Genomic DNA, 24939 nt, shown 5'->3' with positions numbered 1-24939 from the left:
CGATGCGATACGTGAAACATGCCGCCCTGATGCTGGCGCTGATGGCGGGTCCGGTCCTTGCCGAGACCCATGACGTGAAGATGTACAATCGGAGCGAGAACGGGGCGATGATCTACGAACCCTCCTACCTCCGCATCGCGCCGGGGGATACGGTGCGCTTCCTGTCCACCCAGCCCGGCCACAATGCCGCGACCATCGACGGGATGATCCCCGCGGGCGCCGACCCATTCAAATCGAGGATCAACGAGGACTTTGCTGTCACGCTCTCTGTCCCCGGTTCCTACGGCATCAAGTGCTCGCCCCATTACGCGATGGGCATGGTGATGCTGATCGACGTGGGTGAGCCTGCAGAAGCCGACCTGCCGCCCGACCTGCCCAAACGGGCGTCGGAGCGGTTCCGGCAGATTCTGGACGCGCGGCCGGATGCCTGATCCGTTGGAAGTCATTCTGATCGGCATTGGCACGGGAAATCCCGAGCATATGACGCTTCAGGCGATCCGGGCGCTGAACCGGGCGGATGTCGTGCTCCTTCCCCGCAAGGGGGCGGAAAAGGGCGATCTGGCCGCGCTCCGCCGGAGCCTCTTCGCGGATGTGGTCAGCAACCCAGCGACGCGGATGGTCGAGTTCGACATGCCCGTCCGCGATGCGTCGATCCATGACTATCTCGCGCGCGTTGACGACTGGCACGATGCGATTGCGCGCGCCTGGCAGGCCGCGTTGTCCGCATATCCCGACACGCGTGTGGTCGCGCTTATGGTCTGGGGCGATCCCGCGCTCTACGACAGCACGCTCCGCATCGCGGGCAGGCTCGGGCGACCGGCGCGCATCACGGTCATTCCGGGCATCATGGCGCCGCAGGCCCTGACCGCCGCGCATGCCATTCCCCTGAATGCGGTGGGGGAGCCATTCCTCGTCACCACAGGACGGAGGCTCCGGGAGGAGGGTTGGCCGGAGGGGGTGGAGACGCTTCTGGTGATGCTGGACGGGGACTGCGCCTTTCGGACGCTCGACCCGCGGGGCGTGACGATCTGGTGGGGGGCGTTTCTCGGCATGGCAAACCAGATCGTCGATCACGGCCCGCTGGCAGAGGCTGGCCCGCGTATCGCGGCGGCGCGGGCTGCGGCGCGGGCAAAACATGGCTGGATCATGGATACCTATCTTCTGTGCCGTCACTCGGCGAGCGCACCGTAGAGGATCAGCGTTGGCGCCTCCTCCCGTTGCGCGACGGCCAGCCGCCCGGCGAGACCGCCCACCGTGTCACGGTGGAGGGATTGGCGCGGGGTCGATACGCCTTCGGCCATGAGCGCGGGGGTGTCCTCCGGCAGGCCCGCCGCGATCAGCCGCTGGGCAAGCTCGGGGAAGGTCGCCCGCGCCATGAAAACCGCCGTGACTGCGCCCGGATCCGCAAGGGCGGACCAGTTCAGTTCTTCCGGCAGCGCGCCGGTCACGTCATGGCCGGTAACGAACTGCACCCGCCGCGCGACACCGCGCCGGGTCAGCGGAATGCCAGCAGCGGCGGCGGCGGCGCAGGGCGACGGCACGCCGGGGATGACCTCGAACGGGATATCCGCCTGGCGGAGGGTGGCGATCTCCTCCTCAAGCCGCCCGAATACGCCGGCATCGCCGGATTTCAACCGGACGACCCGGGCACCGGTCCGGGCGTGATCGACCAGCAGCCTGCTCACATGGGCCTGCCGGGGTGAGGCGCGGCCCGCCCGCTTGCCGACGGAAATCAACTCCGCGCCGGGGGGCGTCATGTCGAGGATCGGACCGGCGGAAAGGTCGTCGTAGAGCACGACCTCTGCCCGGCGCAGACGGTCCGCGGCCTTCACGGTCAACAGCTCGGGGTCGCCCGGACCGGAGGAGACGAAACTGACGAAGCCGGTCATGAGGCCCTCGCGATCAGGTGAAAGAACGTGCCGCTGACGGTTCCGCGATGGGAGCCCGTCTCCGCAACGGGCGCGCCGTCGGCGTCCTCGACGCGGGCCAGCGGCGCGTCTGGCTGCGACAGGATTGTGGAATAGTGGAATTCGTGCCCCCTGAGCCGCGTTCCCGCCGGGAAACCGGGGAGTGGCACCCGCAACTCCGCCATCCGGTAGCCGAGATGCATGCGTCGGGTGGCGTAGCTGGTGACAAGGCCAAGCAGCCCCGCCATCCGGTGCGAGGTGCCCTGCGCGTCAACCAGCGCCTCGCCCAGCACCATGTAGCCGCCGCACTCCCCGTGCACGGGCCGCGTCGCTGCGAACCGACGCAGACCCGACAGGAACCTTTCCGCCGCCGCGATCCGGCCCGCGTGAAGTTCGGGATAGCCGCCGGGCAGCCAGCAAACCCCCGCATCGGGGGGCGCCTCATCGGCAAGCGGGGAAAACGGCAGGATTTCCGCACCCCGCCGATGCCAGCCGTCCAGAAGATGGGGGTAGGCAAAGGAAAAGGCCGCGTCCCGCGCCAGGGCAATCCGCTGTGCAGGCGGTGGCAGGTGCTCTGCCTCGATCGCCATCGCCCCGCCGGAGGCGGCGGCCTTCAGCGCGGCGAGGTCCAGATGCGTGCGCAGGAAAGTGGCGTATCGGGCGACGGCTGTCTCCAGATCGGGATGCTCCACCGCTTGAACAAGCCCCAGATGCCGCTCCGGCAGCGCCAGATCACCCCGCCGGGGCAGGGCGCCGAAACAGGGGATGCCGATTTCCTCCAGCGACAGGCGGCACAGCCGCTCATGCCGGGGGGAAGCGACACGATTGAGGATCACTCCTGCCACGCGGACACCTGTGCGGAGCGCGCCCAAGCCCGCCGCGACTGCCGCGACTGTCTGTGCCTGACCGGAAACATCGAGGACCAGCACAACCGGCCAACCCGTCATCGCGGCGATGTCGGCACTGGCCCCGGTTCCCTGTTCGCCCGCGGTCGCCACCCCGTCGAACAACCCCATGGAGCCTTCCGCCAGGGCCAGCTCTCCGCCCCGTGCCAGTTGCGCCCCGAGGAGACCGGGCGGCATGGCCCAACTGTCCAGATTGAAGCTCTCCCGCCCGGAAGCGGCGCGGTGAAAGGCCGGATCAATGTAGTCCGGCCCGCATTTGTAGGGCTGCACCGCGATGCCGTCCTCCGCCAGACAGCGGAGCAGGCCGAGCATTACGGTCGTCTTCCCGGAGCCTGACCGGGGGGCGGAGACAAGGAGGCCGCGCGTCACGGTTTCACGGCCTCCAGCCGGCCTGCGCGAAAGCGGCGGTCGTAATCAGCGGCATAGAGGCGGCTTTCCTCGAATCCTTCTTGTGCGAGCGCAGGGCCGACAAGGATAAGCGCCGTGCGCTCCATCGTCTCGCCCACAAGGGCGGTGATGGAGGCGAGGGTGCCGCGCACCACCCGCTCCTCCGGCCAGCTTGCCCGCCAGACCACCGCCACCGGGCACTCCGGCCCGTAATGGTGTCCGAGCTCAGCCGCGATTTCGGCCAGCCGGTGAATGGACAGATGAAGGGCCAGCGTGGCTCCGGTCGCGGCAAAGGTCGCCAGCCGCTCCCCGTCCGGAAGGGGCGAGGCGCGCGCGCCCGTCCGTGTCAACACCACGCTCTGGGCAACGCCGGGAAGCGTCAGTTCCACGCCCAGGCTTGCGGCGGCAGCGGCAAAGGACGGCACACCGGGGGTTACCGTATAGGGGATGTCCAGCGCGCGGAGTCGCCGGATCTGCTCCCCCATCGCCGACCAGACGGAGAGATCGCCGGAATGCAGTCGCGCCACGTCCTGACCCGCGCCGTGAGCCGCCGCGATTTCCGCCACGATGGCGTCGAGATCGAGGGACGCGGTGTTCACCCGCCGGGCGCCGGGAGGGCAGTGAGCCAGCACCGCCTCCGGTATCAGCGATCCGGCATAGAGGCAGACAGGGCATGCCGCGATCAGATCACGGCCCCGGAGGGTCAGCAGGTCGGGTGCGCCGGGACCGGCGCCGATGAAGTGGACGGTCATGGAATATCTCCTGTTACGGCGAGGGCGGCTGCCGCCATCCGGTCGCCGGATATGGCTCTGGGGCCTGCCAGCCGCGCGCCCGCTCCGGCCGCCGCGAGGGCGCAGGCCTCCGCCACGGAGCCGGTGCCATGGGCCGAGCGGGAGGCGGAGCCATCGCTCAACGTCGATTGGGCCGACATGGCGTGACGCGCTATCGGGATCAGCAGGTAGCCTGCCTCGCAAAGGGCGAGTGCCGCGGGTTGGCGCAGCTTGTCCTGCGGGAGCGCGAGGCGACGGCAGCCTTTCGCGCCCGCCCGTTCCAGTGCGTCGAGCACCGAGGCCATCGTCGCCGCCCCGCGGAATCCGATACCGGCGATCATCGGGTGACACTCCACTGAACCACCGGGTAGCTGGCCTTCCAGCCCCGTTTCCGCCCCAGCGGACGGGCCTCCGAAAGTTCGATGCGCAGGAGGCTGCCGCCGTGAACACCATGCCAGCTGGCAAGCAGCGCCTCCGTCTCCAGCGTGACGGCATGGATCACAAGGCGCACGCCGGGCGCGAGCCGTTCCCAGAGCGCGTGGAGCAGGGCGTCATCGGCGCCGCCGCCGACAAAGACCGCGTGCGGATCACCCAGCGTTGCAATCACGTCCTGTGCCGCGCCCTCCCGCACCTCCAGCGCCACGCCGAGACTGGCGGCGTTGCTCTGGCAGCGGAGCGCGCGGGCGGGATCCCGCTCGATGGCAATGCAACGGGCGGTGGGATCGCAGAGCATCCATTCGATGCCGACGGACCCGGAGCCAGCGCCGATATCCCACAGCAGTTCCCCGCGACGCGGTGCGAGAGCGGAGAGCGCCAGCGCCCGGAGGGGCCGCTTGGTGATCTGCCCGTCATGCGCGAACAGGCCGTCCTGCACCCCGGAACACCGCGGGATCACCGGGCCCTCACCGGCGATTTCGAGCGCGGCGATCACCAGCGGATCGACATCGGTCAACGCAAACTCCGCCGCCGTGGTCCCCCGGATCCGTTCCGAGCCGCCGCCCAGCCGTTCCATGAGGGTAAGCCGCGTGGCGCCGAAGCCCTCGCCGGTGAGCCATTCGGCAAGTTCGCCAGCCGCTCCGCCGTCCCGAAGCGTCACAATGGCCCGAAGGCCGGGTGCGAGATGGCGGCGGAGAGACCCCAGCGGTGCTGCGTGAAGGCCCAGCCGCAAGGTTTCCTCCTGCCGCCAGCCGAGACGCGCCGCGGCGAGAGCGGTCGCCGAGGGCGCCGGGAAGGCCCGCCATTCCCCTTTGCCCAGCCGCCCCGTCAGCGTCCCCCCCGCGCCGTGCCAGAAGGGATCGCCGGACGCGAGCACCGCGACCTTTCTTCCCCGCAGCCTCAGGACCGGCTCCACCGAGAACGGCACGGGCCAGGCCCGCCGCTGTGGATGGTCTATCATGCCCAGATGCCGGGAACCGCCGAAGACCACCTCTGCCGCCGCAAGAGCACGGAGGCTTGCGGCAGACAGGCCATCCGGGCCATCTTCGCCGATACCGATGATCGAAAGCCACTCATTCATGCGTCCGACCCTGATCCTTGGCGGCACGACGGAGGCCAGCCGTCTTGCCGCCGCGATGGCCGATGCGCGGCTCCCTGCGATCCTGTCCTATGCCGGGCGGACCCTCGCCCCCCGTGCGCAACCGGTTCCCGTACGGATCGGCGGCTTCGGCGGGCCCGAGGGGCTGGCGGAGTATCTCCTGCAGGAGCGGATCCGCAGGGTCGTGGACGCCACGCATCCTTTCGCCGCGCGGATCAGCCGCAATGCGCGCGCTGCCTGTGACAGGACCGGCACACCGCTCCTCCGGCTGGAGCGCCCCGCCTGGAGACCGGGAGCCGGGGATCGCTGGATGTCGCTGCCCGATATGGCAGCTGCGGCGGCTGCACTGTCCGGGTCGCCGAGGCGGGTGTTTCTCGCCATCGGGCGTCAGCATCTGGACGCCTTCGCGGGAGTTCCGCAGCATCGCTACCTGCTCCGTCTGGTCGATCCGCCCGCAACACCGCCGCCCTTCCGGGATTGCACTGTCGTCATCGGGCGCGGGCCCTTCGATACCGGGGAGGAGCGGGCGCTTCTGGAGAGACACGGCACGGAAATCATCGTCACCAAGAATGCCGGTGGCGAGGGAGCGGCGGCCAAGCTTCATGCGGCACGCCTGCTGGGCCTGCCCGTGCTGATGGTCGAGCGGCCCGCCAGTGCGGGTGAAAGCGTAGCGGGAGTGGAGGACGTGCTCCGCTGGTGTCATGCCGACCTCGGGGTATAGACGAACGGGCCGACCCGGCGTGTCCGTGATGAGCCGACGATGACCACGGTGCGCATGTCCGCCATCTCCGGCAGGGCTTCCGACAGGGCAACGGTGCGGATCGCCTGATCGGGAGTGGACACGGCGCGGGCAAAGATCACCAGCCGTTCCGGCTCGCACAGCTGCCGCAGGGCGGCCAGCACCGCACCGAATTGCGCGGGTCGCGTGCGGGACCGGGGGTTGTAGAACGCCATGGCGAAATCCGCCTCGGCCGCGAGCCGCACGCGCTTGAGCACGAGATCAAACGGTTTGAGGTTGTCGGAAAGGTTGATCGCGCAGAAATCGTGCCCGAGCGGAGCGCCTGCTGCCGCCGCCGCCGCCAGCATCGCGGTGATGCCGGGAAGGACGCGGATGTCCGTCTCCGCCCGCGACAGGCTCTGCGACGGGCTCTCCGACAGACTCTGCGGCAAACCCTCCAGCGCCTCGAACAGCGCCGAGGCCATGGCAAAGACGCCGGGATCGCCGGAGGAGACGATCACCACCCGCCGCCCCTCCGCCGCGAGCCTCAACGCGTGATGGGCGCGGTCCAGCTCCTCCCGGTTGTCGGAGGCATGGCGCGACAGCCCCTGACGCGGGGCGATGCGGGCGACATAGGGCTGATAGCCGATGACGTCGGTGGCTTCGGCCAACGCCTGCTCCACCTCGGGCGTAATCATGCGGGAGGCGCCGGGGCCAAGGCCCGCCACGGTGATCCAGCCGGGCTGCGGAGCGGTCATGGCCGCCGCCCCCGACCATGCACGAGCGCGATGGCAAAATAGGGAACCTCCCCCTCCACCTCCCGCAACGGGCGGACCCGTTCGGTGGGCATCGTGCCGTTTTCCACCAGCCAGGCGTCCGCGAGCCGTCCCGCTATGGCCAGCGCGCGGTGCAGCTTGGCAAGATTTCGACCGATCTTCATGACGACCAAGGCATCGGTATCTTCTGCACGACGGGTCAGTTCGGCCTCCGGCAAGGTGGCGGGAACCACGGTCAGCACATCATCGCCCCAGGTGATCGGCCGGCCCGTTGCGGTCCAGCAGCCGGCCATGCCGGGAATACCGGGGACAACCTCCACCATCCCGGTGGGCAAGCGGGAATGCAGGTGCATGAAGCTGCCGTAAAGAAAGGGGTCGCCTTCGCAGAGCACGATCACATCGGTCTTCCGGGCCTGCTCGGCCAGGCGCGCAGACCACGTGTCGTAGAACGGGGCGAGGGCGGCTCCATAAGCGGGGTCGCTGAAGGGAACCTCCGTTGTCACGGGATATTCCATCGGCCATTCCTCGGCCTCCGCGGGGATCAGCCCGTCAACGATGCGGCGCGCCTGTCCTGACCGCCCGGCCTTGCGGAAGTAGGCGACGATCCGGGCAGTGGTCAGGAGCCGATGCGCGCGCAGGCTTATCAGATCAGGGTCTCCGGGGCCAAGGCCGATGCAGATGACCTTTCCCATCACTCGCTCCGGCTGGCGAGCGCGTTGACCGCCGCGACGGTGACGGCGGAACCGCCGAGCCGTCCTTCGACGGCACACCACGGCGCGGGGTTGTCCGCGATGAGCGCCGCCTTGGATTCCGCCGCCCCGATGAAGCCTACGGGGCAGCCGACGATTGCTGCCGGACGCGGGCAGGCGGGGTCCTCAAGCATGTTCAGCAGGTGAAAGAGCGCGGTCGGTGCATTGCCGATCGCCACGACGGCCCCCGCCAGCCACGGACGCCACAACTCGAGTGCGGCAGCGCTTCGGGTGGTGGCCAGCCGGGTGGCCAGGTCGGGCACCTCCCTTTCGTGAAGGGTGCAGATCACCGCGTTCCCGGCGGGCAGGCGCGCGCGGGTGATGCCCTCCGCCACCATGCGCGCGTCGCAAAGGACCGGCGCGCCCGCTTCCAGCGCCGCACGGGCAACACTGGCGAAATCGCGGGAAAAGCGGATATGCGTGGCCAGTTCCACCAGTCCCGCAGCATGGATCATGCGCACGGCGACGGTCTCCTCCTCGGAGGTGAAGCCGGCAAGATCGGCCTCGGCGCGGATTGTGGCAAAGCTGGCGCGATAGATGGCCGCGCCGTCTGTTTCATAAAGGTGGGGCAAGCGGGCCTCTCAGCAGGGTATGAACATCGTCGATGGATAGGTCCCTCAGGGCGGGAGGGTCGCCCGCGCGCCCGTGGCGGATCAGGTCGAACCTGCCCCTGCGGCCGGTGAGCGTGAGGGCTGCGGATCGTGGATGGGCGCAGCCTTTTGCGCATCCCGACACATGCAGCGACACCGACCCCGGCAGGTGCGGGGCCAGCCATAGGGCAAGATCCCGTGTCACCACACTTGCGGAACCGCAGGCCGGTTGCCCGGGACAGGCGCTGACCCGGAGCCGGGGATCGGCCGGGTCGATGATCCAGTCCGGCGACGGGGGCACCGCCGCTTCCACGAGCACCGACCGCCAGGGGGTTAGCCGGAGGGGTGCCACGGCTAGCGCGCGGAGCGTCGCCGCCGTCAACCGCCCGAAGGGCAGCGCCACGCAACTCCCCAATTCCGTATTGCCGGGCAGGAGCAGCTCGCCCCGGAGCGGCGGAGACGCGGCTTTCAGCGGAGGCTCACCCCCCGCGGCGATGAGAGTGGCCATACGGCGATGGCCAGCGGCATGCGCGCAGAACCACCGGGCGATATCCATTGCCCGCCCCACGGCTGTTGCCGCGCTGACCCGTTCGCCAAGCGCCATCCCGTCGGCCCGCACAATCAGCCCCTCCGCAGCGCGTTCGAGCCGTATATCGGCGGAGGCGCCGCCGAGGATCGCCCTTGCGCCGGTATCCACGGCAAAGCCGAATTTCGCGGGCAGATCCAGTTCCTCCGCCAGATCCTCTGCCAGCGCAGCCTCCAGCGCGGCGCTCAGTCCGAGGGTCTCTGCATCGTTCGCGATGGGCGTCGTCAGGACGTTCCGCCGCGCTTCTCTCGCCGGGTCGGCGTCCAGCATGCGGAGGGTGTCCAGTGCCTGGCGCAGTTCGGGAAGCGCCTCCTGCCGGATGCCACGGAGCTGAAGGCTCGCCCGGCTGCCAAGGTCGATCTCCCCCGACCCGTGCGACTCCGCCAGATCGGCGAGGGCCAGCGCCTGCCCTGCGCCGAGCCGCGAGGCCCGGGGGCGGAGCCGGACCATCAGCCCATCCCCGGCTTCCATGGGGCGGAGCGCACCGGGACACCAGCCCTTCACGTTATGCCTCATGCAAGCCCCGCTGCGCGGCTGTTGGAGCGGGATTGCCAGAGGCCCGCTTCGGCGAGAGCTGCGAAACACCCCTCCATCGCGGCGAGCGCTGCGGGATTGGCAAGGGCGAGGAAGTCCCGAACGTCAGGCTCATCCAGCGTCGCCGCGTGGTAAAGGTCGAACAGATGCGGGGGCACAACGCCTGCCAGATGGGCAAAGGCGGCCATGTGTTCGAGCGTGGCGGCGATCTCCGCCGCGCCGCGAAAGCCGTGCCGCATCATGCCGCGTATCCAGAGGGGATGGGCCGCCCGTGCCCGGACCACCCGGGCGATTTCCTCGGCCAACGGGCGCGCGCGGGGGCGTTCGGGTCGTGTCGCGTCAAGGTGGTAAAGCGCGGGGGCCGGCGCCCCGATCCGGGCCATTGCCGCCGCGAAACCTGCCTCATGCGCCGCATAGTCCTCCGCCAGCAGCAGGTCCGTCTCGGGGAGGTCCTGCGTGTGGACGAAGCTGTCGGCGCTCCGCAAGCGCTCCTCCAGCGCAGCACGGGCGGGAGCGCCGCTCGCATCGTGGGCGGAGGCCGCGAGCCATGCCTCGCCCGCCGCGCGGCAGTGATCCTCCGTCAGGCCGCCGAGCGCGATGCCAAGACCGTAGCTGCCCGGCTCCGGGCAGAAGACCCGCGGGCCACCGGGGGATGCGACGTAGGGGTTCATGTCCGCGGCCTCGTCCCTGAGGGCGAGCGCCCCGGTCGCGGCTTCGAAAAGCCGTGCAAGGTCGGGGAAGACATCGCGGAACAGGCCCGAAACCCGCAGCGTCACCTCCGTCCGCGGGCGATCCATGAGGGCGAGGGGGATGATCTCGTAACCCGTCAGCCGATCGGAGGCCTTGTCCCAGACCGGCGTCACACCCGCGAGATGCAGCGCCATGGCGAAGTCCTCTCCCGCCGTGCGCATCGTCGCCGAACCCCAGAGATTGACCACAAGCCCGCGTGGATAGTCGCCCCGATCCTGCAGGTGACGCCGGACCAGTTCCTCCGCCAGCTTTACCCCCTGTGCGTAAGCCGCGCGCGAGGGAACGGCGCGCGGGTCCGTGCCATACATGTTGCGCCCCGTCGGCAGAACGTCACTGCGCCCGCGATAGGGTGAGCCGGACGGTCCGGGCGGCATGGGCTTGCCGGAGAGGGCGGCGGGGAGAGCCCGTTGCTCCGCCTCGACGGAGGCGGGATCCCCTGCCAGTCCGCCCCCCGCCTGCGGCGTGCCGCGACCCCATATGTGCAGTCCCTCGCCGAACTGGCTTTCCTTCACGTCGCAGACGAAGCGGTCGATACGCGGAATCGCCTCCGCCGCTGATGCGCTCCCCGGAAGGCCAAGGTCGTCCTCAATGCCCGCCCGCTGAGCCTCCTGCCGGATGGCGGAGATCAGCCGGGCGCGGCGCGGCGGGTCCAGCCCGTCGGCGGTGGAATACTCATCCAGCAGCCGCTCGATCCGCAGAAGCTCCGGCGAAAGGCCGCTCTCGGCCAGGGGCGGCGGCAGATGGCCGAGCGTCACGGCACCAAGGCGGCGGCGTGCCTGTGCGGCCTCTCCCGGATCGTTGACGATGAACGGATAGATCACGGGCATCGGGCCGGTCAGCGCCTGCGGCCAGCACACAGGCGAAAGCGCGGCGGCCTTGCCGGGCAGCCATTCCAGCGTGCCATGCGCGCCGATATGCACGATGGCATCCACCTGCTCGCGCAGCCAGAGGTAGAAGGCGGCGTAGGCATGGCAGGGGACGCGGGTCGTATCGTGATAGGCGTCCTCCCGGTCCTCTCCGCCGCCGCGCTCCGGTTGAAGCGCCAGCACCACGTTGCCGCGACGGGTGGCGTGAAAGGCGAAGCCCGCATCCGTGACATCGCCATGGGTCGCGCGCAGCTCCGCCTGCAATGCTTCGGGAAGGCTTTGGAGCGTGTGGCGGTAGGAGGCGAGAGGCCAATGCACCGTTTCGTCGAGCGCCGCTTCCAGCGCCGGGCCGGAGGGCGCCACATGACCTGCTTGGCGCAAATCCTCAAGCATCGCCTCTGCCGAAGCAAACACGTCGAGCCCCACGGCATGTGCCGCCCGGTGGGCCTTGCCAGGGTAGGTGGACAGGACAAGCGCTACGCGCCGCTCTGCGGGGGGCAGGGTTGCAAGCCGGTGCCAGGCGCGCACACGGGCGACCGTCGCGGCGATACCCGGCTGATCCGCCCCATGCCGGGACTGGGTGAACTGCAGATCCGCATTCCGGGCCCGCGGCTCCTTGAAAGAGATCACGCCTGCGCCGATCCGCCCGTCCACCTCCGGCAGCGCGACATGCATCGCCAGATCGGAGGGGGAAAGACCGCGCCCGGACGCCTGCCACGCCGCGCGTGCGGACGTGGCGTGGATCGCTTGAAACACCGGCACGCGGGCCGCCTCGAGCGGCGACGCCCCCTCGCTTCGGGCGGAGAAAGCGGTGGTGTTGACGATCGCCACAGGTGCCAGCGCAGGCAAGATGTCACGAAGCCATGCGGCGGCGGCGCTGTCCTTCAGGCTTGGCAGGAAAAGACCTGCGGCGCGAAAGCCCTCCCGCTCAAACCCCCGGATCAGACCGGCGATCCCATCGGTATCCGCCGCGGCGAGCCATGCGCGATAGAATGGAATGGCGACAAGCGGCGGCGTGCCGCCGGGTGGATCGGTCATGGGGCCGGTATCGGGATGCCAGAAGCCGAAGGAGGGCAGCGTCTTCGGCCCGGGGACGGGTCCGGCATACAGCCCCGCGGCCAGAGCAAGCTGTGCCAGAGCCCCCTGCGCCGCGATCTCTCCCCCTGCTTCGCAGAGGGTGGAAAGCCGCCGCAGCGTTGCCACGGGGAGCGTGGAGGCGGCGTCCAACGCCGGATCGGGGCATCCGTCTGCGGGCAGGATGGCAAGGGCGATGTCCCGCTCCCGTGCCAGTCGCGAAACCTGCTCCACGCCGTAGGACCACCAGGATGCGCCCCCGATGAGCCGGATCAGAACCCCCTTCGCCCCCGAAAGCGTACGGTCAACATAAGTGTCCACGGACAGCGGATGGGCGAGCGCGGACAGATTGGCCAGCCGCAAGGACGGCAACCCCTCCCGCCCCCGATGCCAGCCCGCCGCGAAAGCCCCCAGATCGCTGTCGGAAAACGACAACACCACAAGGTCCGCGGGCGATTGCCCCAGATCCTGCGGGGTGACCGTCTCCTCCAGCCCGTGGCTTTCGCGGAACAGGACGTGCATCAGAGGAGCGCCGCACGCACGGCTTCGGCATCAAGATCGCCCTTCTCCGCGATGATGACGAGCCGCCCCTGCCGCGGTTGCTCCCCCCAGAGGCGGTCGAACTGATGGCGGACGCGCGGGCCGACGGCCTGAACCAGAAGGCGGAAGGGCCTGTCCGTCACCGCCACATGGCCCTTCACGCGGAGGATCCTCTGCTCACCCGCCAGCGCCGCGACCCGCTCGGCGAGCACCTGAGGATCGGCTATCTCCGGCATGTCGAGGACAATGGTATCGAAATCATCGTGGTCATGCTCCTCCTCCCCGTCGTGGTGGGAGGGGCGGGCGTCCAGCCCATCCTCTGCCGCGGCGTTGAGGCCCAGCACGACGCGGGGGTCGATCACGCCTTCGGTGAGCGCGATCATGGGCAGCGCGCGGGGTGCTTCGGCGCCGATCACCCTGCGCGCCTCGGCCAACCCGGCCTCACCGGCCAGATCGGCCTTCGACAGCAGCACGATATCGGCGCAGGCGATCTGATCCTCGAACACCTCCGACAGCGGCGTCTCGTGATCGACCTCCGACGCGTCGCCCGGATGTGCGGGATCGGGCGCGAAAAGGCCCTTCGCCACCGCCTCCGCATCCGCCACGGCCACCACGCCGTCGATCGTGATCCGCGAGCGCAGGTCGGGCCAGTCAAACGCCTTCAGCAACGGCTTCGGCAGGGCAAGGCCGGAGGTCTCGATCACGATATGATCGGGCCGCGGCTCCAGCGCCATCAGCCGCTCGATGGAGGGGATGAACTCATCGGCGACGGTGCAGCAGATGCAGCCGTTGGTAAGCTCGACGATATTCGCCTCCGGGCAATCGGCATCCGCACAGGCGCGGATCAGGTCGCCGTCCACCCCGACATCGCCGAATTCGTTGACCAGCACCGCCAGCCTGCGTCCGCCGGGGTTCTGGAGAAGATGCCGGATCAGCGTGGTCTTTCCCGCGCCCAGAAATCCGGTGACGATGGTGACGGGGGTCTTTTCGATGGACATTCAATCCTCCAGGGGCGGTATGCGGGCGATGGTGTTCTTGCGGATGACTTCGGGCCGTGCGCGCCACGGCACCACGCCATCGGGCGCGGTCGCATAGGCGTGGATCATGGCGATCAGGTCATCGAGGTGGAGGTCCGGGTTCAGTGCGCCCTGCACATAGGTCCAGCGCCCCGGCCCGCGAAGCACCACGGCACAGCCCCGCGAGCAGGCGGACAGGCACGGCTGGCGCCGGTGGTCGATGCCCGCGCGCGCAAGCGCGTCGGACAGGCGCGCGCCATCGCGGGGCGCATCGGGGGCGACGTTCGGGTCGGCACCCTGCAGGCGGCAGGTGGTACAGACCACCAGTTCCATTGCATCGCTCATCGGCCCCTCCGGCCAGACGGTCTTGGCGGACGGGAGCAGAACGGGGCTGCCGGAACGGCAATCACCGCCCTGCGGCACACCCCGGCCGCGGCTTCGGACAACCGCCCTCGGGGCGGCAGATCGCGGCAGGTCTCCCGGCTTGCGGATGTCAGGGTTTCCCCTGGCGGGCGCCCCACCTTCCCGGTTTCCCAGTGGCTCTGCGGGCGACCTCTCCGGTCACGGTCGCGGGGGCGGCTGCGTTGGGGCGGTGAAGCCTGTCGCATTCCCTCTTAGCCTGCCATATGGCAGGAACCAGCGATGCGGACAGCCAAGCCACGCCGCGCGCCGGAAGTCAAGGAGAGTGCCGTGCCCGATGACACTATCACGCCGGAGGAAGCCGCCGCCCATGCGGGGAAAAAGGCGCGCATCAAGGCAGCGCGGGACCGCATGATGGCCGAACGGACCGGAGAGAAGGGGCTGGTGATCGTTCTTACGGGTCCGGGGAAGGGCAAGTCCTCCTCCGCCTTCGGCATGGTGCTGCGCTCCATCGCCCATGGCATGCCAACCGCCGTGGTGCAGTTCATCAAGGGGGCGATGACCACCGGGGAGCGCGATCTGCTGACCGGCAGCTTCGGCCACCTCTGCCGGTTCCACACCATGGGCGAGGGTTTCACGTGGGAGACGCAGGACCTTGCCCGCGATCGCGCTGCCGCGAGGGCGGCGTGGGAAAAGGCGAAAGAGATGATCCGCGATCCCGCGATCCGTATGGTGCTCCTCGACGAGATCAATATCGCGCTCCGCTACGATTATCTCGACATAGCAGAGGTGGTGGCGTTCCTTCGGGACGAAAAACCCCCCATGACCCACGTGGTGCTCACCGGGCGGAACGCGAAATCCGACCTGATCGAGGTTGCCGATCTGGTCACGGAGATGCAGGCCGTGAAACACCCGTTCCGCAGCGGTATCCGGGCACAGGCGGGGGTCGAGTTCTGAACGCGCGCTCCGCCGCTACCTGCGGGCCGGGCTGGAGGTCAGGACGCGCCGAGCGTCTCGGCCCTGATCTGCCGGGCGGTCAGCCGCGCGCTCTCCGCTTCGGCCCGCAGAACGGCGACCTCATCGGGGGTGCGGCTGTGAATGTTGGAGTAATCGAGCTTCCAGCCCATATCAGGCGAAAACGTCTCCGGAGAGTGCATTGTCGTCCGAGGTCCGGGCGCGCGTTCCAGCATGTCGAGCGCGCGGTGAACGTTGCGCAGCTGAGAGTCAGGGTCGTTGGGACGCCCCGCCGCATTGCCGAGCGGCATGTCGCTGAACAGCAGACGCGGGGCGCCGGCATGCTCCACGATGTCCTTCGCCGCGCCCATGATGACAGTGGAAATGCCGTTTTCCTCCAGATGCCGGGCCACGAGCGTGACCGTCTGATGGCAGACGGGGCAGTTCGGCACCAGAATCGCGGCGGTCACGCCATCCTCCCGGCAGCGGGCCAGTATTTCCGGCGCATCCACCTCCATGGTATGGCGTTGGCTGCGGTTGGTCGGAGCACCGTGAAACCGGGGGGCGATCCACCCGATCCGCGCAGCCGCCTGTCGCAGCGCCGCCAGAGGGAACCACGCGCCCTGATCGGTCATGTCGGCATTCTCCCGATCGATGCCGACATGGGCGATCCGCAGGTCCGGGTCTGTGGCGGTGGGGAGGGAATAGACCTCGTAGAACTTCGCTGCGGAATTGTACGGCGCGCCCTGTCCCTGCGGACCCTTGGCCGGATCGTAGGGAACGGCGGTGGTGATGAGGGTGACCGTGCTTTCGGCCAACGGAAGGGTCAAAGGCGCAAAGGGCGCGTCGGGATTGTGGGCCCATTCGTAGGGCGTGTCATAGCCAAGGCCCAGATACCAGTCCCGCGTCCGGCGCATGTAGCCGACAGGTTCCGTCAACGCGGCATCACTCTGGGGTCTTTGCATCATCCCGGCCCTCTCTCCCTCTGCGTGGCGCGTATCGGAGCGCCACGCCCGGGCCAGTTGTGCGCATAGACAGCCGGTTTGTCCATGGCCGCGGTGATGCGGCAACCTTACCAGAAACGATCGGACCGATTGCGGATGCCCGTGTCCGCGGCGAGGGACGGCAGGGAATGGTCAGAGAGCGGAGGCACGCCCGCCCGTCCACCGACCCGGTCGACGGCTTTCCGGCGGAACTGGGCAGCGAAAGCGTTGATTGCTGCCTCCGTCACCATGTCACCATACCACTGGGCGGGCGCCGGCTCGAAGCCATGTTCCTCCGCCAGAGCCGAGAGCAGGTCGGCATCCGCGAGCGTGAGGGTGGAGCCGATGCTGAAGTCCCGCTCCTGACCGGAGAGGGCCAGCAGCATCGTCTCGCTCAGGCAACCCCAAGCGATGTTGGCAGGCAGCGTCTGGAAAGGCCCGAGGTCCACTTCTCCCGGCGGGCGGACGAGACCGCCGTCAAAGACCATCACGCCGGTGCCGCGCAGATCGGCTTTCTGCACATTCGGCGGACGCGCCACATCGCAGACCAGCGTTCCGGGCTTCAGACGCCGCGGATCGACAAGCACGGTATCCGAACTCGTGGCCACGAGGACGACATCCGCATCCGCCAGCGCCGGTTCCAGATCGGTCGTCCAGGAGAGGACGTGCCCGTAACCCGCTTTCGCCTTCGGAGGAACGTGGATCGTCTTCTCCGTGTCCATCTGGCGGACGGAGCGCGCCAGCAGTCCCGGCGTCCAGGCATCGGTGCGCGGGCTTCTGGCCAGCGAGGCAAGGATGTCGTCGGCGACCTTGGAGAGCAGGCGCGGAGCAAAGGGATTGCGGGCGTTCCCCACCAGCGTCATGCGTCCGGCCCGCCGGGCAAGCAGCATGGCTCCAAGCCGCCCGATCGCTCCCGATGCGCCCACGACGACCACATGCGCGTCCTCAAGGGCGATGCCGGTGCGCCGGCAGAGCTGGGTGATCGCCTTCACCGCAGAGACGGTGGTCAGTGTATTCCCGCTGGTGATAGGCACGCCGCGCCCAGTCACGGTTTCACCGCCGCGTGTGACGATTGAGGTGAAGGCACCGAGACCCACACGGCACGCGCCCTGCTCCCCTGCGATGGCCACCGCTTCCGCGATCATCTGACGGGCCTCGGCCTTTCCCTTGCCGCGCATGTCGCCGGGCAGCATGGGCACCGAGAGTAGCCAGCCGGAGGCAACCTTGCCTGCACGGGAGGTGACATCGGGAATCTCGTGGACGATGCCCGGGCCAAGGCCCTTCACCCACGCCTTCCAGCTTGCCAGTTCCTCCTCGTTGAACTGTCGCAGGGAGGCGTCGGAGCGGAAGATATCCTCGTCCTCGGTGTAGTGGATCACGAACCCGAAGCGACCCGGGACAAGGCTGCCCTTCGGCACGACTGCCGTCTGCGTTCCCGTCTGTGGCGCCATCTGCGGCCCTTCTTCCGCAAGCTCCCCTCCCCTCCGCGCGACGAGGTGGCGCACGAGAGAGTAGTAGTCGTTCTCATGGATGATCCGGCAGACCGCTTCGAGCGCGGCCACAGCCTTGTCGAGCCCGTCGCGTCCGAGGATGAGCGGCGGTTGAAGCCGGAGAACACGGCTGTCGTTGAACAGCGGAGCCGTAAGCACCTTCTGCACGTTTACCAGATAGGAGGCGATAAGCGCCGTCACGCCACCGTTGAAGCCGGCGTGCGCCATGATGGCCGAATTGCGACGCTCCTCAAGCGGCTGGAACTCCAGGCCGAGCATATATCCCCGTCCCCGGACCTCCCGGATCACGTCGGGATAGGCGCGCTGCAACTCTTCAAGCCGCGCCCGGATGTAGGTGCCGTTCTCCGCCACGCGCCGAACCAGCGCCTGATCATCCTCCAGCAACTGATCGAGCGTCGCACAGGCAACGGTGGCAGCCAGTGCATTGTTGGCGAAAGTGGAACTATGGAGCCGCCCGAAGCGGTCATCCCATGCGGAAGGGCGTACGATACAGGCTCCAATCGGCATCAACCCGCCGCCGAGCGCCTTGGAGAGCAGCAGCATGTCGGGGACTTCCTGGAAGCTCGAGCAGGCGAAAAGCTCGCCGGTGCGCCCCAGACCGGTCTGAATTTCATCGAGAATCGTCAGGACGCCATGCTTCCGGCAAAGGGCGATCGCTGCTTCGGCGTAACCTTCGGGCGGGCAGACCACGCCGCCCTCTCCCTGGATCGGTTCGAAGATGAAGGCCGCGATACCATCCGCAGACGCGACAAGCCGCGCTTCAAGAGCGGCAAGATCGCCGTAGGGCACATAGTCGAAATCGGGGGCCGGGGCATTGAAGCCCTGTTGGTAAAGCGATTTTCCCGTGGCTGAGAGGGCGCCGAGCGTCTTGCCGTGAAAACCGTTCCGGGTGGACAGAATCAACGCGCGACCGCTCCTGATCCGGGCGAGCTTGATCGCGGCCTCCACCGTTTCCGCTCCGCTGTTGGCAAGCGTCGTGATGGAAAGGTCACCCGGCGTGACCTCTGCCAGCCGCTTGGCCAGCCGCTCGGCCTCCGCGGAATGGAGCGGCTGGATCAGGGACGGCATCTGCGCCGCCTGAGCCGCGCCCAATGCCGCCCAACCGCGCTCAGGATTATGCCCGAACGGCAGTGCGCCGTACTGGGAGAGGAAGTCCAGATACTCCTCTCCGTTTTCATCAAAGAGACGCGCGCCGCTTCCCCGGACCATTGCTCCGTTCAGCGCGAAGATCTCCAGCAACTTTGAGCGAGCAGGATTCAAAAAGGACATGGAGGCTCCATTCAGATCTCGGTCGGCTGCTGTCACCGGGGTGAAGCAGTCGGTTGAAGAAGGTCAAACGCATCACGGAGTTGCCGGCGCGAGGGTCGGCAACGTCGGCTCGTCGGTATGTGTCTATGAGAGGGCAGCAGGCAGCAGCAGATTGCGAAGTCAGGTCTTGTGATTGCTGGATAGCTGGCAATGCCTGCCCTAAGAAGCCCAACTTCAATCATGTCTGACATTTCGGCATTTTGCTGCCGACGATGATGATCCCAATGCGCGGTTTTGCGCGACAATCCCCCAATGGTTGTGTAATTGTCTCGGAAACGAGCGTGATTTTTTGAGCAGCTCGCGAATTTCACTGCTGCGCCGCCGCATCCAGTCTCGGCTATTCGGTGACTGATCAGTCCAGTGGTGAAGGGGCGATCTCGCCGATTTCCGGCGCGATTTTTGCCGGATCACCGGGGATGCAATGTTTCTTTATTGATTACAATGCGAAATTTTCCGGTTGAAGGCGTGGTTGGCTTGAGGCCGTCGCTGATGCCTCATCGCGTTCAAGTCGACGTGAGTCGTTCCACCATAATTTCTAAAGAAATTCCTGCGCCGCAGCGCCCCGCCGTTCCGATGCAAGTGGACAATCCGTAGGCATTTTTAGATTGGACGCTGATTTTGCAAAACTTTTGTCAAAAAGACTCGCGCATTAATCATTTATAGGTTTAGATGGTTAAGCACTTTTGATCGGTTGTGACACCCTAGGAGGTATCCAATGGTATTTAAATTCCTCGGCGCCGCAGCATCCACGGCGTTTCTTCTTACGGGCGTCCCCGCATCTGCGGTGACCCTCGTTCTGGACAGCTTCTCCTCTGAGCAGTGGGTTCAGGATGGCCCCACCAGCGACAACCCCAATGCTTCCGAACTAGCGGACATGGGTATTCTGGGTGGCGCTCGCGATCTTGCTGTTCGGAACACCAAGGCCGATGGCAACAACACGGCCACCTCCGAAATGCGCGTTACGGGCGGGAACCTGAAGTTCTCTAACGTGGCTGGCGCGCGCGGCACGGGTTGGATGACCTATGACGGCATCGACGGCGACGGTGTTAACGTTGCGACCACCGGTCTTGGCGGTGTGAACCTGAACATCGGGCGGAACCCCTACTTCTACTTTGCCGCGCCGGCGAATATCGTGTTTGACCATATCGCCGCCTTTAGCGTCACGGCTTGGGACATGACCGGCAAAACCGTCACCTACAACGAACTGCTGGCTCCGGGCTATAATCCCAATCTTTACTTCAGCGAGTTCACGGGCGACGCCGGCTTTGACTTCGGCAATCTTGGAGCGCTTCAGTTCATGATCAGCTCCTCCGATACCGCCGATGCGGTTGACGGAGCAATCAGCCAGATCGAAGTACGCGCGAGTGTTGTCCCGCTTCCCGCCACAGCCCTGCTTCTGATGGGCGGTGTGGGTGGTCTCGCGGTGCTTCGTCGTCGCAAGCAAGCGTGATCACATTAGCTCTCTGAGCTTGATATTCTGAAAGACGCCGGCCCGGATAAAGGGTCGGCGTCTTCGCATTTAAAGAAGTTTGTACTGAATTGAGAGCAATTTACAGGTGCGAGATAGTATTCGTTTTTAACCATATGTCATGCTGAACTGCTGTTTTGTGTCTATTTGATAAACGAATCGATCTTTTTCTCAGAAATCGTGGCATGATCTAGAAATCTTTTAGATTATTATTATGCAAATCCTCTTAGCAATGGATCGAGTGCCATGTCGCGTTTTTTTGCCGGCTCGCATTCTGCAACGATGTTTTTGGCATTTTTGGGGCTTGGGATCGTCCCTGCAGACGCCAGACCTGTGCCTGTCACTGTGACCATAACGTCTGTCGAGTGTACACAGGATGAGGAGTGCGACGCTGCCGGGATAGAGGCCGCGGGAGAAGATTGGCCGGACTTTTATGCACGTGTGTTCATCAATGGGGTGCAGATCGACACGCCCAGAGCAGACGACGATCAGCAGAAAATTCAGCCATTCTGGACTGTCACCAGCACCGTGGACGATTCGGTCACATCTGTGGTCCCCATCACGATCCAGATCTGGGATCATGACAGTACGAGCGGCGACGATATCGCCGATGCGTCTCCCCAGTACGATCACAACAACCTCGATCTGGTTCTTGATCTCACTACTGGCCGTTGGTCGGGGGATACGGCGACGAGTTGCGCCACCGGAGACGGGGTGGATACGGATGACGATGAATACTACCCGGTCCGCGTCTGCTTCGACATCTCCACGATCTCCGCTTCCGGCGATGCCGATGGCGACGGGCTTTTGGATACGTGGGAGATTTCCGGGCTTGATGCCGATGGCGACGGCACGATCGATATCGATCTTCCTGCTATGGGCGCTGACCCGCAGCATCAGGATATTTTCCTTGAGCTTGACTACGAGACCGGCCGGGCGCCCACCCGGGACGGTATAAATGCCATGAAACGGGCTTTTGCGGCTGCGCCGCGCCCCAATCCAGACGGCACGACGGGGATAAACCTTCATGTCGATGCGGGTGCGCTTTTCGATGCCGGCGCGGATGAGGCAGGTAGAGCAGGTACCTGCACGAACGGCATCGATGACGATGGCGATGGGTTGACGGACGGCCAGGATGGCAGTTGCTTCTATCTCGACGCCAGTCGGGAGGTGGGTGTCGGTGATTGCGGCAACGGTATCGATGATGATGGCGACGGTCTGGTTGACTCTGCTGATCCGCAATGTCTGGTAGGTGACAATCTGGGCGGAGGCACGGCCCTCACCATTACCGCGGCAACGCGCGCCTGCGGGCTGGACGGCAATTTTGCCGCTATCAAGGCCGCACAGTTCAATCCCAATCGGGTGTGGGTGCTTCACTACGCCATACAGGCCGCCGCTCCGCCAAATCCTCCGCTTCCGCTTCCACCGCTCAGGTGCGCGGGCGGCGAAGGAGAGATCGGGGGCAACGATTTCATCTCTCACAATCTCGATGCGGGGACGGTGATGCACGAGCTTGGGCATAACCTGAACCTGCAGCATGGCGGCTCCAACTCCATGAACTGCAAGCCGAACTACATTTCGGTGATGAACTATAACCTGCAAGGCGGCATTCTGCAGGTCACGGGCGGCAGAATTCTTGACTACTCGCCCCCGCGGACCGCGCTCAACGGATCGACACGGGCAACTGCGCCACTTCTCCCGCTTGCGGAAAATTTGCTGAGCGAAGCGCTCGCCGTCGACCCGGCCGATCCGAGGAACTCCATCGTGTTCATGAACGGGCGGAACCAGATTGCCACCGTCGGCGCGAATACGCTGCCGGACTGGACGGGCGATCCCACACTGCCTACCGCGGCGGGCATCAATATCGACAATGGTATTCCTGCAACCGCAACGACGCCCGCGACAGGCGCTCCCGGCTGTGCCAATACCGCGTTAGATAGCCTGCTTGCCGGTGATAACGACTGGAACCGGATCGCACTGAACTTTCACCAGTTCGGCGCGGGGGCAAGTGGTGCCATCGTGCGCAACCCGGAAACCAGCCCGACGCAGGAAGATTTGGACCGGATGCAGCAGGAAATGCGGCGCACCGATCTTGAACTGACGCTCACCGCCACGCCCGACCCGGTCGCTGCGGGAACGCCTGTGACCTATGCCGCCGTCATCGTCAATCACGGGCCAAATCCATCGCTTGCGACGAGCCTCGATCTTGAGGTTCCGCCTGCGACGGCCCTGTTTCTTTCTCCCCCGCCCGGTTGCGCTGCACCCTCTCCGGATAAGCTGTCCTGTGCCATCGACATGCTCCATCCCGGAGAGACCCGGACGCTTACGATGGCCGCCATGCTACCTGCCGATCTGGTTTACCTCGCCGGTGCGCCCTTTACGATTGACGCCAAAGGCAATGTCACCGATCGGGCTGGAAACGATGCCGCTCCGACAAACAACACAAGCATGGTGACGGTAAATGCGGTGGCTGTCGCAGACCTTGCCATCAGCTCCTTCGACGTCCTCAACCCGCCGCGTCAAATGCTGGCCGGTGAGCCTGTGGTGATAGAACTCGCCTCCATTCTGGGCAGCGGGGGACCCTCCAGCCCCATGGATACGCTTCTCACCTTTCGGTCGACCACCGATAACGGCGCCAGCGTGACGCCGACCTACCTTACCACGACGCAGGCGGCACTGCGGCAGGATGAAGCCCGTACCGTCTTTGACCACGCGATCCTGCTGTGCAAGGAGCCGGGAGGCCACAAGTTCCGCTTCGAGCACCAGATAACACCGGATCGCGCGCCCGACAGTGATCCATCGATGGGCAACAACACAACGGCCCATGATTTCGCCATCGAATGTCTGCCCAGTAACCAGCAGCCGCCTGTATTCGAAACACCGGAAGGGCTTCTGCGGGGATTGCGGGAGGCAGGACTGGATACCAGCGTGGCGGAGAGCGATCTGCTTTCCTGGCTATCGACCCAACCCCCCTCAACCTCCTATCCGGCGATCATCACGTCGATCATGCAAAACGGCTGGCACTTCCGCCAACCTGCCTACATCGACGTGATCGTGGGGAACTACGAACATACCGCTGGCGTCACCTCTCCGCGCCTGACGGCGGATGTCGATACGGAGGTTTTGAAACGCGCGATCCTCGCCGCCTCCAATGAGCGGAACGGACAGACCATTGAGGATTTCAACGCCTTGCTGCGATGACTAGCGGGGGGTGGGGATGGCGGTGTCGAGTCCCCGGATTGTCACGTCCAGCCCGTGTTGTGCAAAACGGGCCTTCACCTTGTCCAGCGCTGAAAGAGCGCTGATATCCCAGAGGGTTGCATTGGTCAGGTCTATGACCACCGGCCCGTCGTGGTCGATCGGATCGAAGGCCTCGGTGAAGGCGTCGGCAGAGGCAAAGAACACCTGTCCCGCGACGGTATAGACATCGCCGTTGCGGCGGACGCTTTGCATCCGCGCGACTTTGGCGGCAAAGAAGACGCCGCTCATCAGCACACCGACAAGAACGCCCAGCGAAAGGTTGTGGCTCACCAGCGTCATCGCGACAGTCGCCAGCATCACCAGATTGGAGAGTGCCGGCGTTCCGCGAAGACGGCGCAGCGAGCTCCAGTCAAGCGTGTCGATGGAAACCATGATCATGATCGCCACGAGGGCGGCGACCGGCACCTGCCCGACGATGTCCCCGAGCGCTACCATCAACAGGAGCAGAACACCCCCCGCCGCCATGGTCGAGAGCCGGCCCCGCCCGCCGTATTTCACGTTGGAGACGGTCTGACCGATCATGCCGCAGCCGGCGATGCCGCCGAACAGGCTCGCCGCGACATTGGCCAGTCCGAGCCCGCGCGCCTCCATGTTCTTGTCTGAAGGCGTCCCGGTCTCATCGTCCACCACACCGGCGGTCATCAGACTTTCGAGCAGGCCCACCATGGCGATGGCAAGAGCGGGCAGAAAGATGATGTTGAGCAGGTCGAGACCCAGCGGAACGTCTGGCAGGGCGAAGGCCGGTAACCCTTCCGGCAGCCTGCCAAGGTCGGCCACACGGGGAATGTCTATGCCGAGCGCGGAACACAGCGCTGTCAGCGCCACGACGCAGATCAGCGGCGCAGGTATCGCGGTGGTCAAACGGGGCGCCAGATAGATAATCGCGAGACCGGCTGCAATCACCGCATATCCGGTCAACCCGGCGGCGAGGATATGCGGCAGTTGCGCCGCAAAGATCAGGATCGCCAGCGCGTTGACGAAACCTGTCCGCACCGACCGGGAGACATAGCGCATGAGCGTCGCCAGCCGCGCGAAGCCGAAGACGATCTGGAACATCCCCGCCAGCAGCCCCGCGGCGAAAAGATACTGGACCCCATGCTCCTGCACCAGCGGCGCCACCACCAGCGCGACGGATCCGGCCGCGGCCGAGATCATGGCGGGGCGTCCGCCGAAAATGGCGATCACTATGCTGATGACGAAGGAGGCATAAAGCCCCACCGCCGGATCGACCCCGGCGGTGAAGGAGAAGGCGATGACCTCCGGGATAAGGGCAAAGGTCGCCACCGACCCGGCAAGAATTTCTCGGACAGGGTTTTCCCGCCACTGACGCAGATAGTGTCGTGTGCTGTTCATTTGATGGGAGCGGACGCGTTTTGAATGCGTTGTCCGGCG

Annotated in this window: 21 protein-coding genes, 1 riboswitch and 1 other annotated feature (1 of these 23 running past the window's edge); of the genes, 6 read left to right on the top strand and 15 right to left on the bottom strand. The window is 66.3% G+C overall.

Going from position 1 to position 24939, the window contains the following annotated elements; translation table 11 throughout:
• The first annotated feature begins 2 nt into the window (after positions 1-2).
• The gene (locus RT513_RS03185) at positions 3-431 is read left to right on the top strand and encodes a pseudoazurin (RefSeq protein ID WP_290688992.1); all 429 of its coding nucleotides are present in this window, start codon (positions 3-5) and stop codon (positions 429-431) included.
• A complete protein-coding gene (gene cobF / locus RT513_RS03180) occupies positions 424-1191 on the top strand; it encodes a precorrin-6A synthase (deacetylating) (protein ID WP_290688994.1) in 768 nt (255 codons plus the stop codon). The genes RT513_RS03185 and cobF overlap by 8 nt, the downstream gene beginning before the upstream one ends.
• Here cobF and cobA read toward each other — a convergent pair.
• From cobA to cbiE, 5 genes are read right to left on the bottom strand one after another with little or no spacing between them, the layout of a single operon-like run.
• Positions 1170-1889 (bottom strand): uroporphyrinogen-III C-methyltransferase, encoded by a 720-nt coding sequence (gene cobA, locus RT513_RS03175; protein ID WP_088214643.1) that lies wholly within the window; start codon positions 1887-1889, stop codon positions 1170-1172. The two genes, cobF and cobA, sit on opposite strands and share 22 nt — an antisense overlap.
• Positions 1886-3181, bottom strand: coding sequence for a cobyrinate a,c-diamide synthase (locus RT513_RS03170; RefSeq protein ID WP_290688997.1), 1296 nt, complete (start codon positions 3179-3181; stop codon positions 1886-1888). Before RT513_RS03170 ends, cobA begins: the two co-directional genes overlap by 4 nt.
• Positions 3178-3951, bottom strand: a complete 774-nt coding sequence (cobM, locus tag RT513_RS03165) for a precorrin-4 C(11)-methyltransferase (protein WP_290688999.1) — start codon at positions 3949-3951, stop codon at positions 3178-3180. Before cobM ends, RT513_RS03170 begins: the two co-directional genes overlap by 4 nt.
• The gene (locus RT513_RS03160) at positions 3948-4310 is read right to left on the bottom strand and encodes a cobalamin biosynthesis protein (RefSeq protein ID WP_290689001.1); all 363 of its coding nucleotides are present in this window, start codon (positions 4308-4310) and stop codon (positions 3948-3950) included. Before RT513_RS03160 ends, cobM begins: the two co-directional genes overlap by 4 nt.
• Complete coding sequence (gene cbiE, locus RT513_RS03155; RefSeq protein WP_290689003.1) at positions 4307-5485, bottom strand: precorrin-6y C5,15-methyltransferase (decarboxylating) subunit CbiE; 1179 nt, start codon at positions 5483-5485, stop codon at positions 4307-4309. The genes RT513_RS03160 and cbiE overlap by 4 nt, the downstream gene beginning before the upstream one ends.
• Here cbiE and RT513_RS03150 point away from each other — a divergent pair.
• Positions 5484-6224, top strand: coding sequence for a cobalt-precorrin-6A reductase (locus tag RT513_RS03150; RefSeq protein WP_290689005.1), 741 nt, complete (start codon positions 5484-5486; stop codon positions 6222-6224). The genes cbiE and RT513_RS03150 overlap by 2 nt on opposite strands.
• On the opposite strand, the gene cobJ is transcribed toward RT513_RS03150, so the two are convergent.
• From cobJ to RT513_RS03115, 7 genes are read right to left on the bottom strand one after another with little or no spacing between them, the layout of a single operon-like run.
• On the bottom strand, positions 6203-6979 hold the full coding sequence (gene cobJ, locus RT513_RS03145; RefSeq protein WP_290689007.1) for a precorrin-3B C(17)-methyltransferase: 777 nt from the start codon (positions 6977-6979) through the stop codon (positions 6203-6205). The two genes, RT513_RS03150 and cobJ, sit on opposite strands and share 22 nt — an antisense overlap.
• Positions 6976-7689: a precorrin-2 C(20)-methyltransferase gene (cobI, locus tag RT513_RS03140; RefSeq protein ID WP_290689012.1), complete on the bottom strand. Its 714-nt coding sequence runs from the start codon at positions 7687-7689 to the stop codon at positions 6976-6978. The genes cobJ and cobI overlap by 4 nt, the downstream gene beginning before the upstream one ends.
• Positions 7689-8318, bottom strand: coding sequence for a precorrin-8X methylmutase (locus RT513_RS03135; RefSeq protein WP_290689014.1), 630 nt, complete (start codon positions 8316-8318; stop codon positions 7689-7691). Before RT513_RS03135 ends, cobI begins: the two co-directional genes overlap by 1 nt.
• Positions 8302-9438 (bottom strand): cobalamin biosynthesis protein CobG, encoded by a 1137-nt coding sequence (locus RT513_RS03130; protein ID WP_290689016.1) that lies wholly within the window; start codon positions 9436-9438, stop codon positions 8302-8304. Before RT513_RS03130 ends, RT513_RS03135 begins: the two co-directional genes overlap by 17 nt.
• On the bottom strand, positions 9435-12668 hold the full coding sequence (cobN, locus tag RT513_RS03125) for a cobaltochelatase subunit CobN (protein ID WP_290689018.1): 3234 nt from the start codon (positions 12666-12668) through the stop codon (positions 9435-9437). Before cobN ends, RT513_RS03130 begins: the two co-directional genes overlap by 4 nt.
• On the bottom strand, positions 12668-13684 hold the full coding sequence (gene cobW / locus RT513_RS03120) for a cobalamin biosynthesis protein CobW (RefSeq protein WP_088214654.1): 1017 nt from the start codon (positions 13682-13684) through the stop codon (positions 12668-12670). Before cobW ends, cobN begins: the two co-directional genes overlap by 1 nt.
• A complete protein-coding gene (locus tag RT513_RS03115) occupies positions 13685-14047 on the bottom strand; it encodes a DUF1636 domain-containing protein (RefSeq protein WP_290689021.1) in 363 nt (120 codons plus the stop codon).
• A 106-nt stretch (positions 14048-14153) separates the two neighbouring features.
• A riboswitch (cobalamin riboswitch) is annotated at positions 14154-14358 on the bottom strand.
• Between the two features lie 34 nt (positions 14359-14392).
• Between RT513_RS03115 and cobO the strand changes: the two genes are divergently transcribed.
• On the top strand, positions 14393-15019 hold the full coding sequence (cobO, locus tag RT513_RS03110) for a cob(I)yrinic acid a,c-diamide adenosyltransferase (protein WP_290689023.1): 627 nt from the start codon (positions 14393-14395) through the stop codon (positions 15017-15019).
• Positions 15020-15057: 38 nt separating this feature from the next.
• Here cobO and RT513_RS03105 read toward each other — a convergent pair whose 3' ends face one another.
• Both RT513_RS03105 and RT513_RS03100 read right to left on the bottom strand, forming a co-directional pair.
• A complete protein-coding gene (locus tag RT513_RS03105) occupies positions 15058-15981 on the bottom strand; it encodes a glycine reductase (RefSeq protein WP_313533533.1) in 924 nt (307 codons plus the stop codon).
• A 107-nt stretch (positions 15982-16088) separates the two neighbouring features.
• The gene (locus RT513_RS03100; RefSeq protein WP_290689027.1) at positions 16089-18779 is read right to left on the bottom strand and encodes an aminotransferase class III-fold pyridoxal phosphate-dependent enzyme; all 2691 of its coding nucleotides are present in this window, start codon (positions 18777-18779) and stop codon (positions 16089-16091) included.
• Positions 18780-19533: 754 nt separating this feature from the next.
• On the opposite strand from RT513_RS03100, the gene RT513_RS03095 reads away from it, so the two are divergent.
• Positions 19534-20268 carry a VPLPA-CTERM sorting domain-containing protein gene (locus tag RT513_RS03095; protein WP_290689029.1) on the top strand — a complete coding sequence of 245 codons (735 nt, stop codon included), beginning with the start codon at positions 19534-19536 and terminating at the stop codon, positions 20266-20268.
• Between the two features lie 264 nt (positions 20269-20532).
• The gene (locus tag RT513_RS03090; protein WP_290689031.1) at positions 20533-23487 is read left to right on the top strand and encodes a hypothetical protein; all 2955 of its coding nucleotides are present in this window, start codon (positions 20533-20535) and stop codon (positions 23485-23487) included.
• On the opposite strand, the gene RT513_RS03085 is transcribed toward RT513_RS03090, so the two are convergent.
• The gene (locus RT513_RS03085; RefSeq protein ID WP_290689034.1) at positions 23488-24900 is read right to left on the bottom strand and encodes a SulP family inorganic anion transporter; all 1413 of its coding nucleotides are present in this window, start codon (positions 24898-24900) and stop codon (positions 23488-23490) included.
• 27 nt (positions 24901-24927) lie between these two features.
• Positions 24928-24939: a sequence feature (sul1 is cis-regulatory element that is thought to sense ions involved in sulfur or methionine metabolism; They are found in Alphaproteobacteria), on the bottom strand; it runs 43 nt beyond the window's last position.

The sequence above is a fragment of the Haematobacter sp. genome (assembly GCF_032102465.1).
Classification (GTDB): domain Bacteria; phylum Pseudomonadota; class Alphaproteobacteria; order Rhodobacterales; family Rhodobacteraceae; genus Haematobacter.
Note: the sequence above shows the minus strand (reverse complement) of the source record. Positions and strands in the feature narration are given on the sequence as shown.

Excerpts from the sequence above, each read along its gene's own strand:
- RT513_RS03185 (WP_290688992.1), top strand. The coding sequence starts at position 3 with ATGCGATACGTGAAACATGCCGCCCTGATGCTGGCGCTGATGGCGGGT.
- cobF (WP_290688994.1), top strand. The coding sequence starts at position 424 with ATGCCTGATCCGTTGGAAGTCATTCTGATCGGCATTGGCACGGGAAAT.
- cobA (WP_088214643.1), bottom strand. The coding sequence starts at position 1,889 with ATGACCGGCTTCGTCAGTTTCGTCTCCTCCGGTCCGGGCGACCCCGAG.
- cobM (WP_290688999.1), bottom strand. The coding sequence starts at position 3,951 with ATGACCGTCCACTTCATCGGCGCCGGTCCCGGCGCACCCGACCTGCTG.
- RT513_RS03160 (WP_290689001.1), bottom strand. The coding sequence starts at position 4,310 with ATGATCGCCGGTATCGGATTCCGCGGGGCGGCGACGATGGCCTCGGTG.
- RT513_RS03150 (WP_290689005.1), top strand. The coding sequence starts at position 5,484 with ATGCGTCCGACCCTGATCCTTGGCGGCACGACGGAGGCCAGCCGTCTT.
- cbiE (WP_290689003.1), bottom strand. The coding sequence starts at position 5,485 with ATGAATGAGTGGCTTTCGATCATCGGTATCGGCGAAGATGGCCCGGAT.
- cobJ (WP_290689007.1), bottom strand. The coding sequence starts at position 6,979 with ATGACCGCTCCGCAGCCCGGCTGGATCACCGTGGCGGGCCTTGGCCCC.
- cobI (WP_290689012.1), bottom strand. The coding sequence starts at position 7,689 with ATGGGAAAGGTCATCTGCATCGGCCTTGGCCCCGGAGACCCTGATCTG.
- RT513_RS03130 (WP_290689016.1), bottom strand. The coding sequence starts at position 9,438 with ATGAGGCATAACGTGAAGGGCTGGTGTCCCGGTGCGCTCCGCCCCATG.
- cobN (WP_290689018.1), bottom strand. The coding sequence starts at position 12,668 with ATGCACGTCCTGTTCCGCGAAAGCCACGGGCTGGAGGAGACGGTCACC.
- cobW (WP_088214654.1), bottom strand. The coding sequence starts at position 13,684 with ATGTCCATCGAAAAGACCCCCGTCACCATCGTCACCGGATTTCTGGGC.
- RT513_RS03115 (WP_290689021.1), bottom strand. The coding sequence starts at position 14,047 with ATGAGCGATGCAATGGAACTGGTGGTCTGTACCACCTGCCGCCTGCAG.
- RT513_RS03105 (WP_313533533.1), bottom strand. The coding sequence starts at position 15,981 with ATGCAAAGACCCCAGAGTGATGCCGCGTTGACGGAACCTGTCGGCTAC.
- RT513_RS03100 (WP_290689027.1), bottom strand. The coding sequence starts at position 18,779 with ATGTCCTTTTTGAATCCTGCTCGCTCAAAGTTGCTGGAGATCTTCGCG.
- RT513_RS03095 (WP_290689029.1), top strand. The coding sequence starts at position 19,534 with ATGGTATTTAAATTCCTCGGCGCCGCAGCATCCACGGCGTTTCTTCTT.
- RT513_RS03090 (WP_290689031.1), top strand. The coding sequence starts at position 20,533 with ATGTCGCGTTTTTTTGCCGGCTCGCATTCTGCAACGATGTTTTTGGCA.
- RT513_RS03085 (WP_290689034.1), bottom strand. The coding sequence starts at position 24,900 with ATGAACAGCACACGACACTATCTGCGTCAGTGGCGGGAAAACCCTGTC.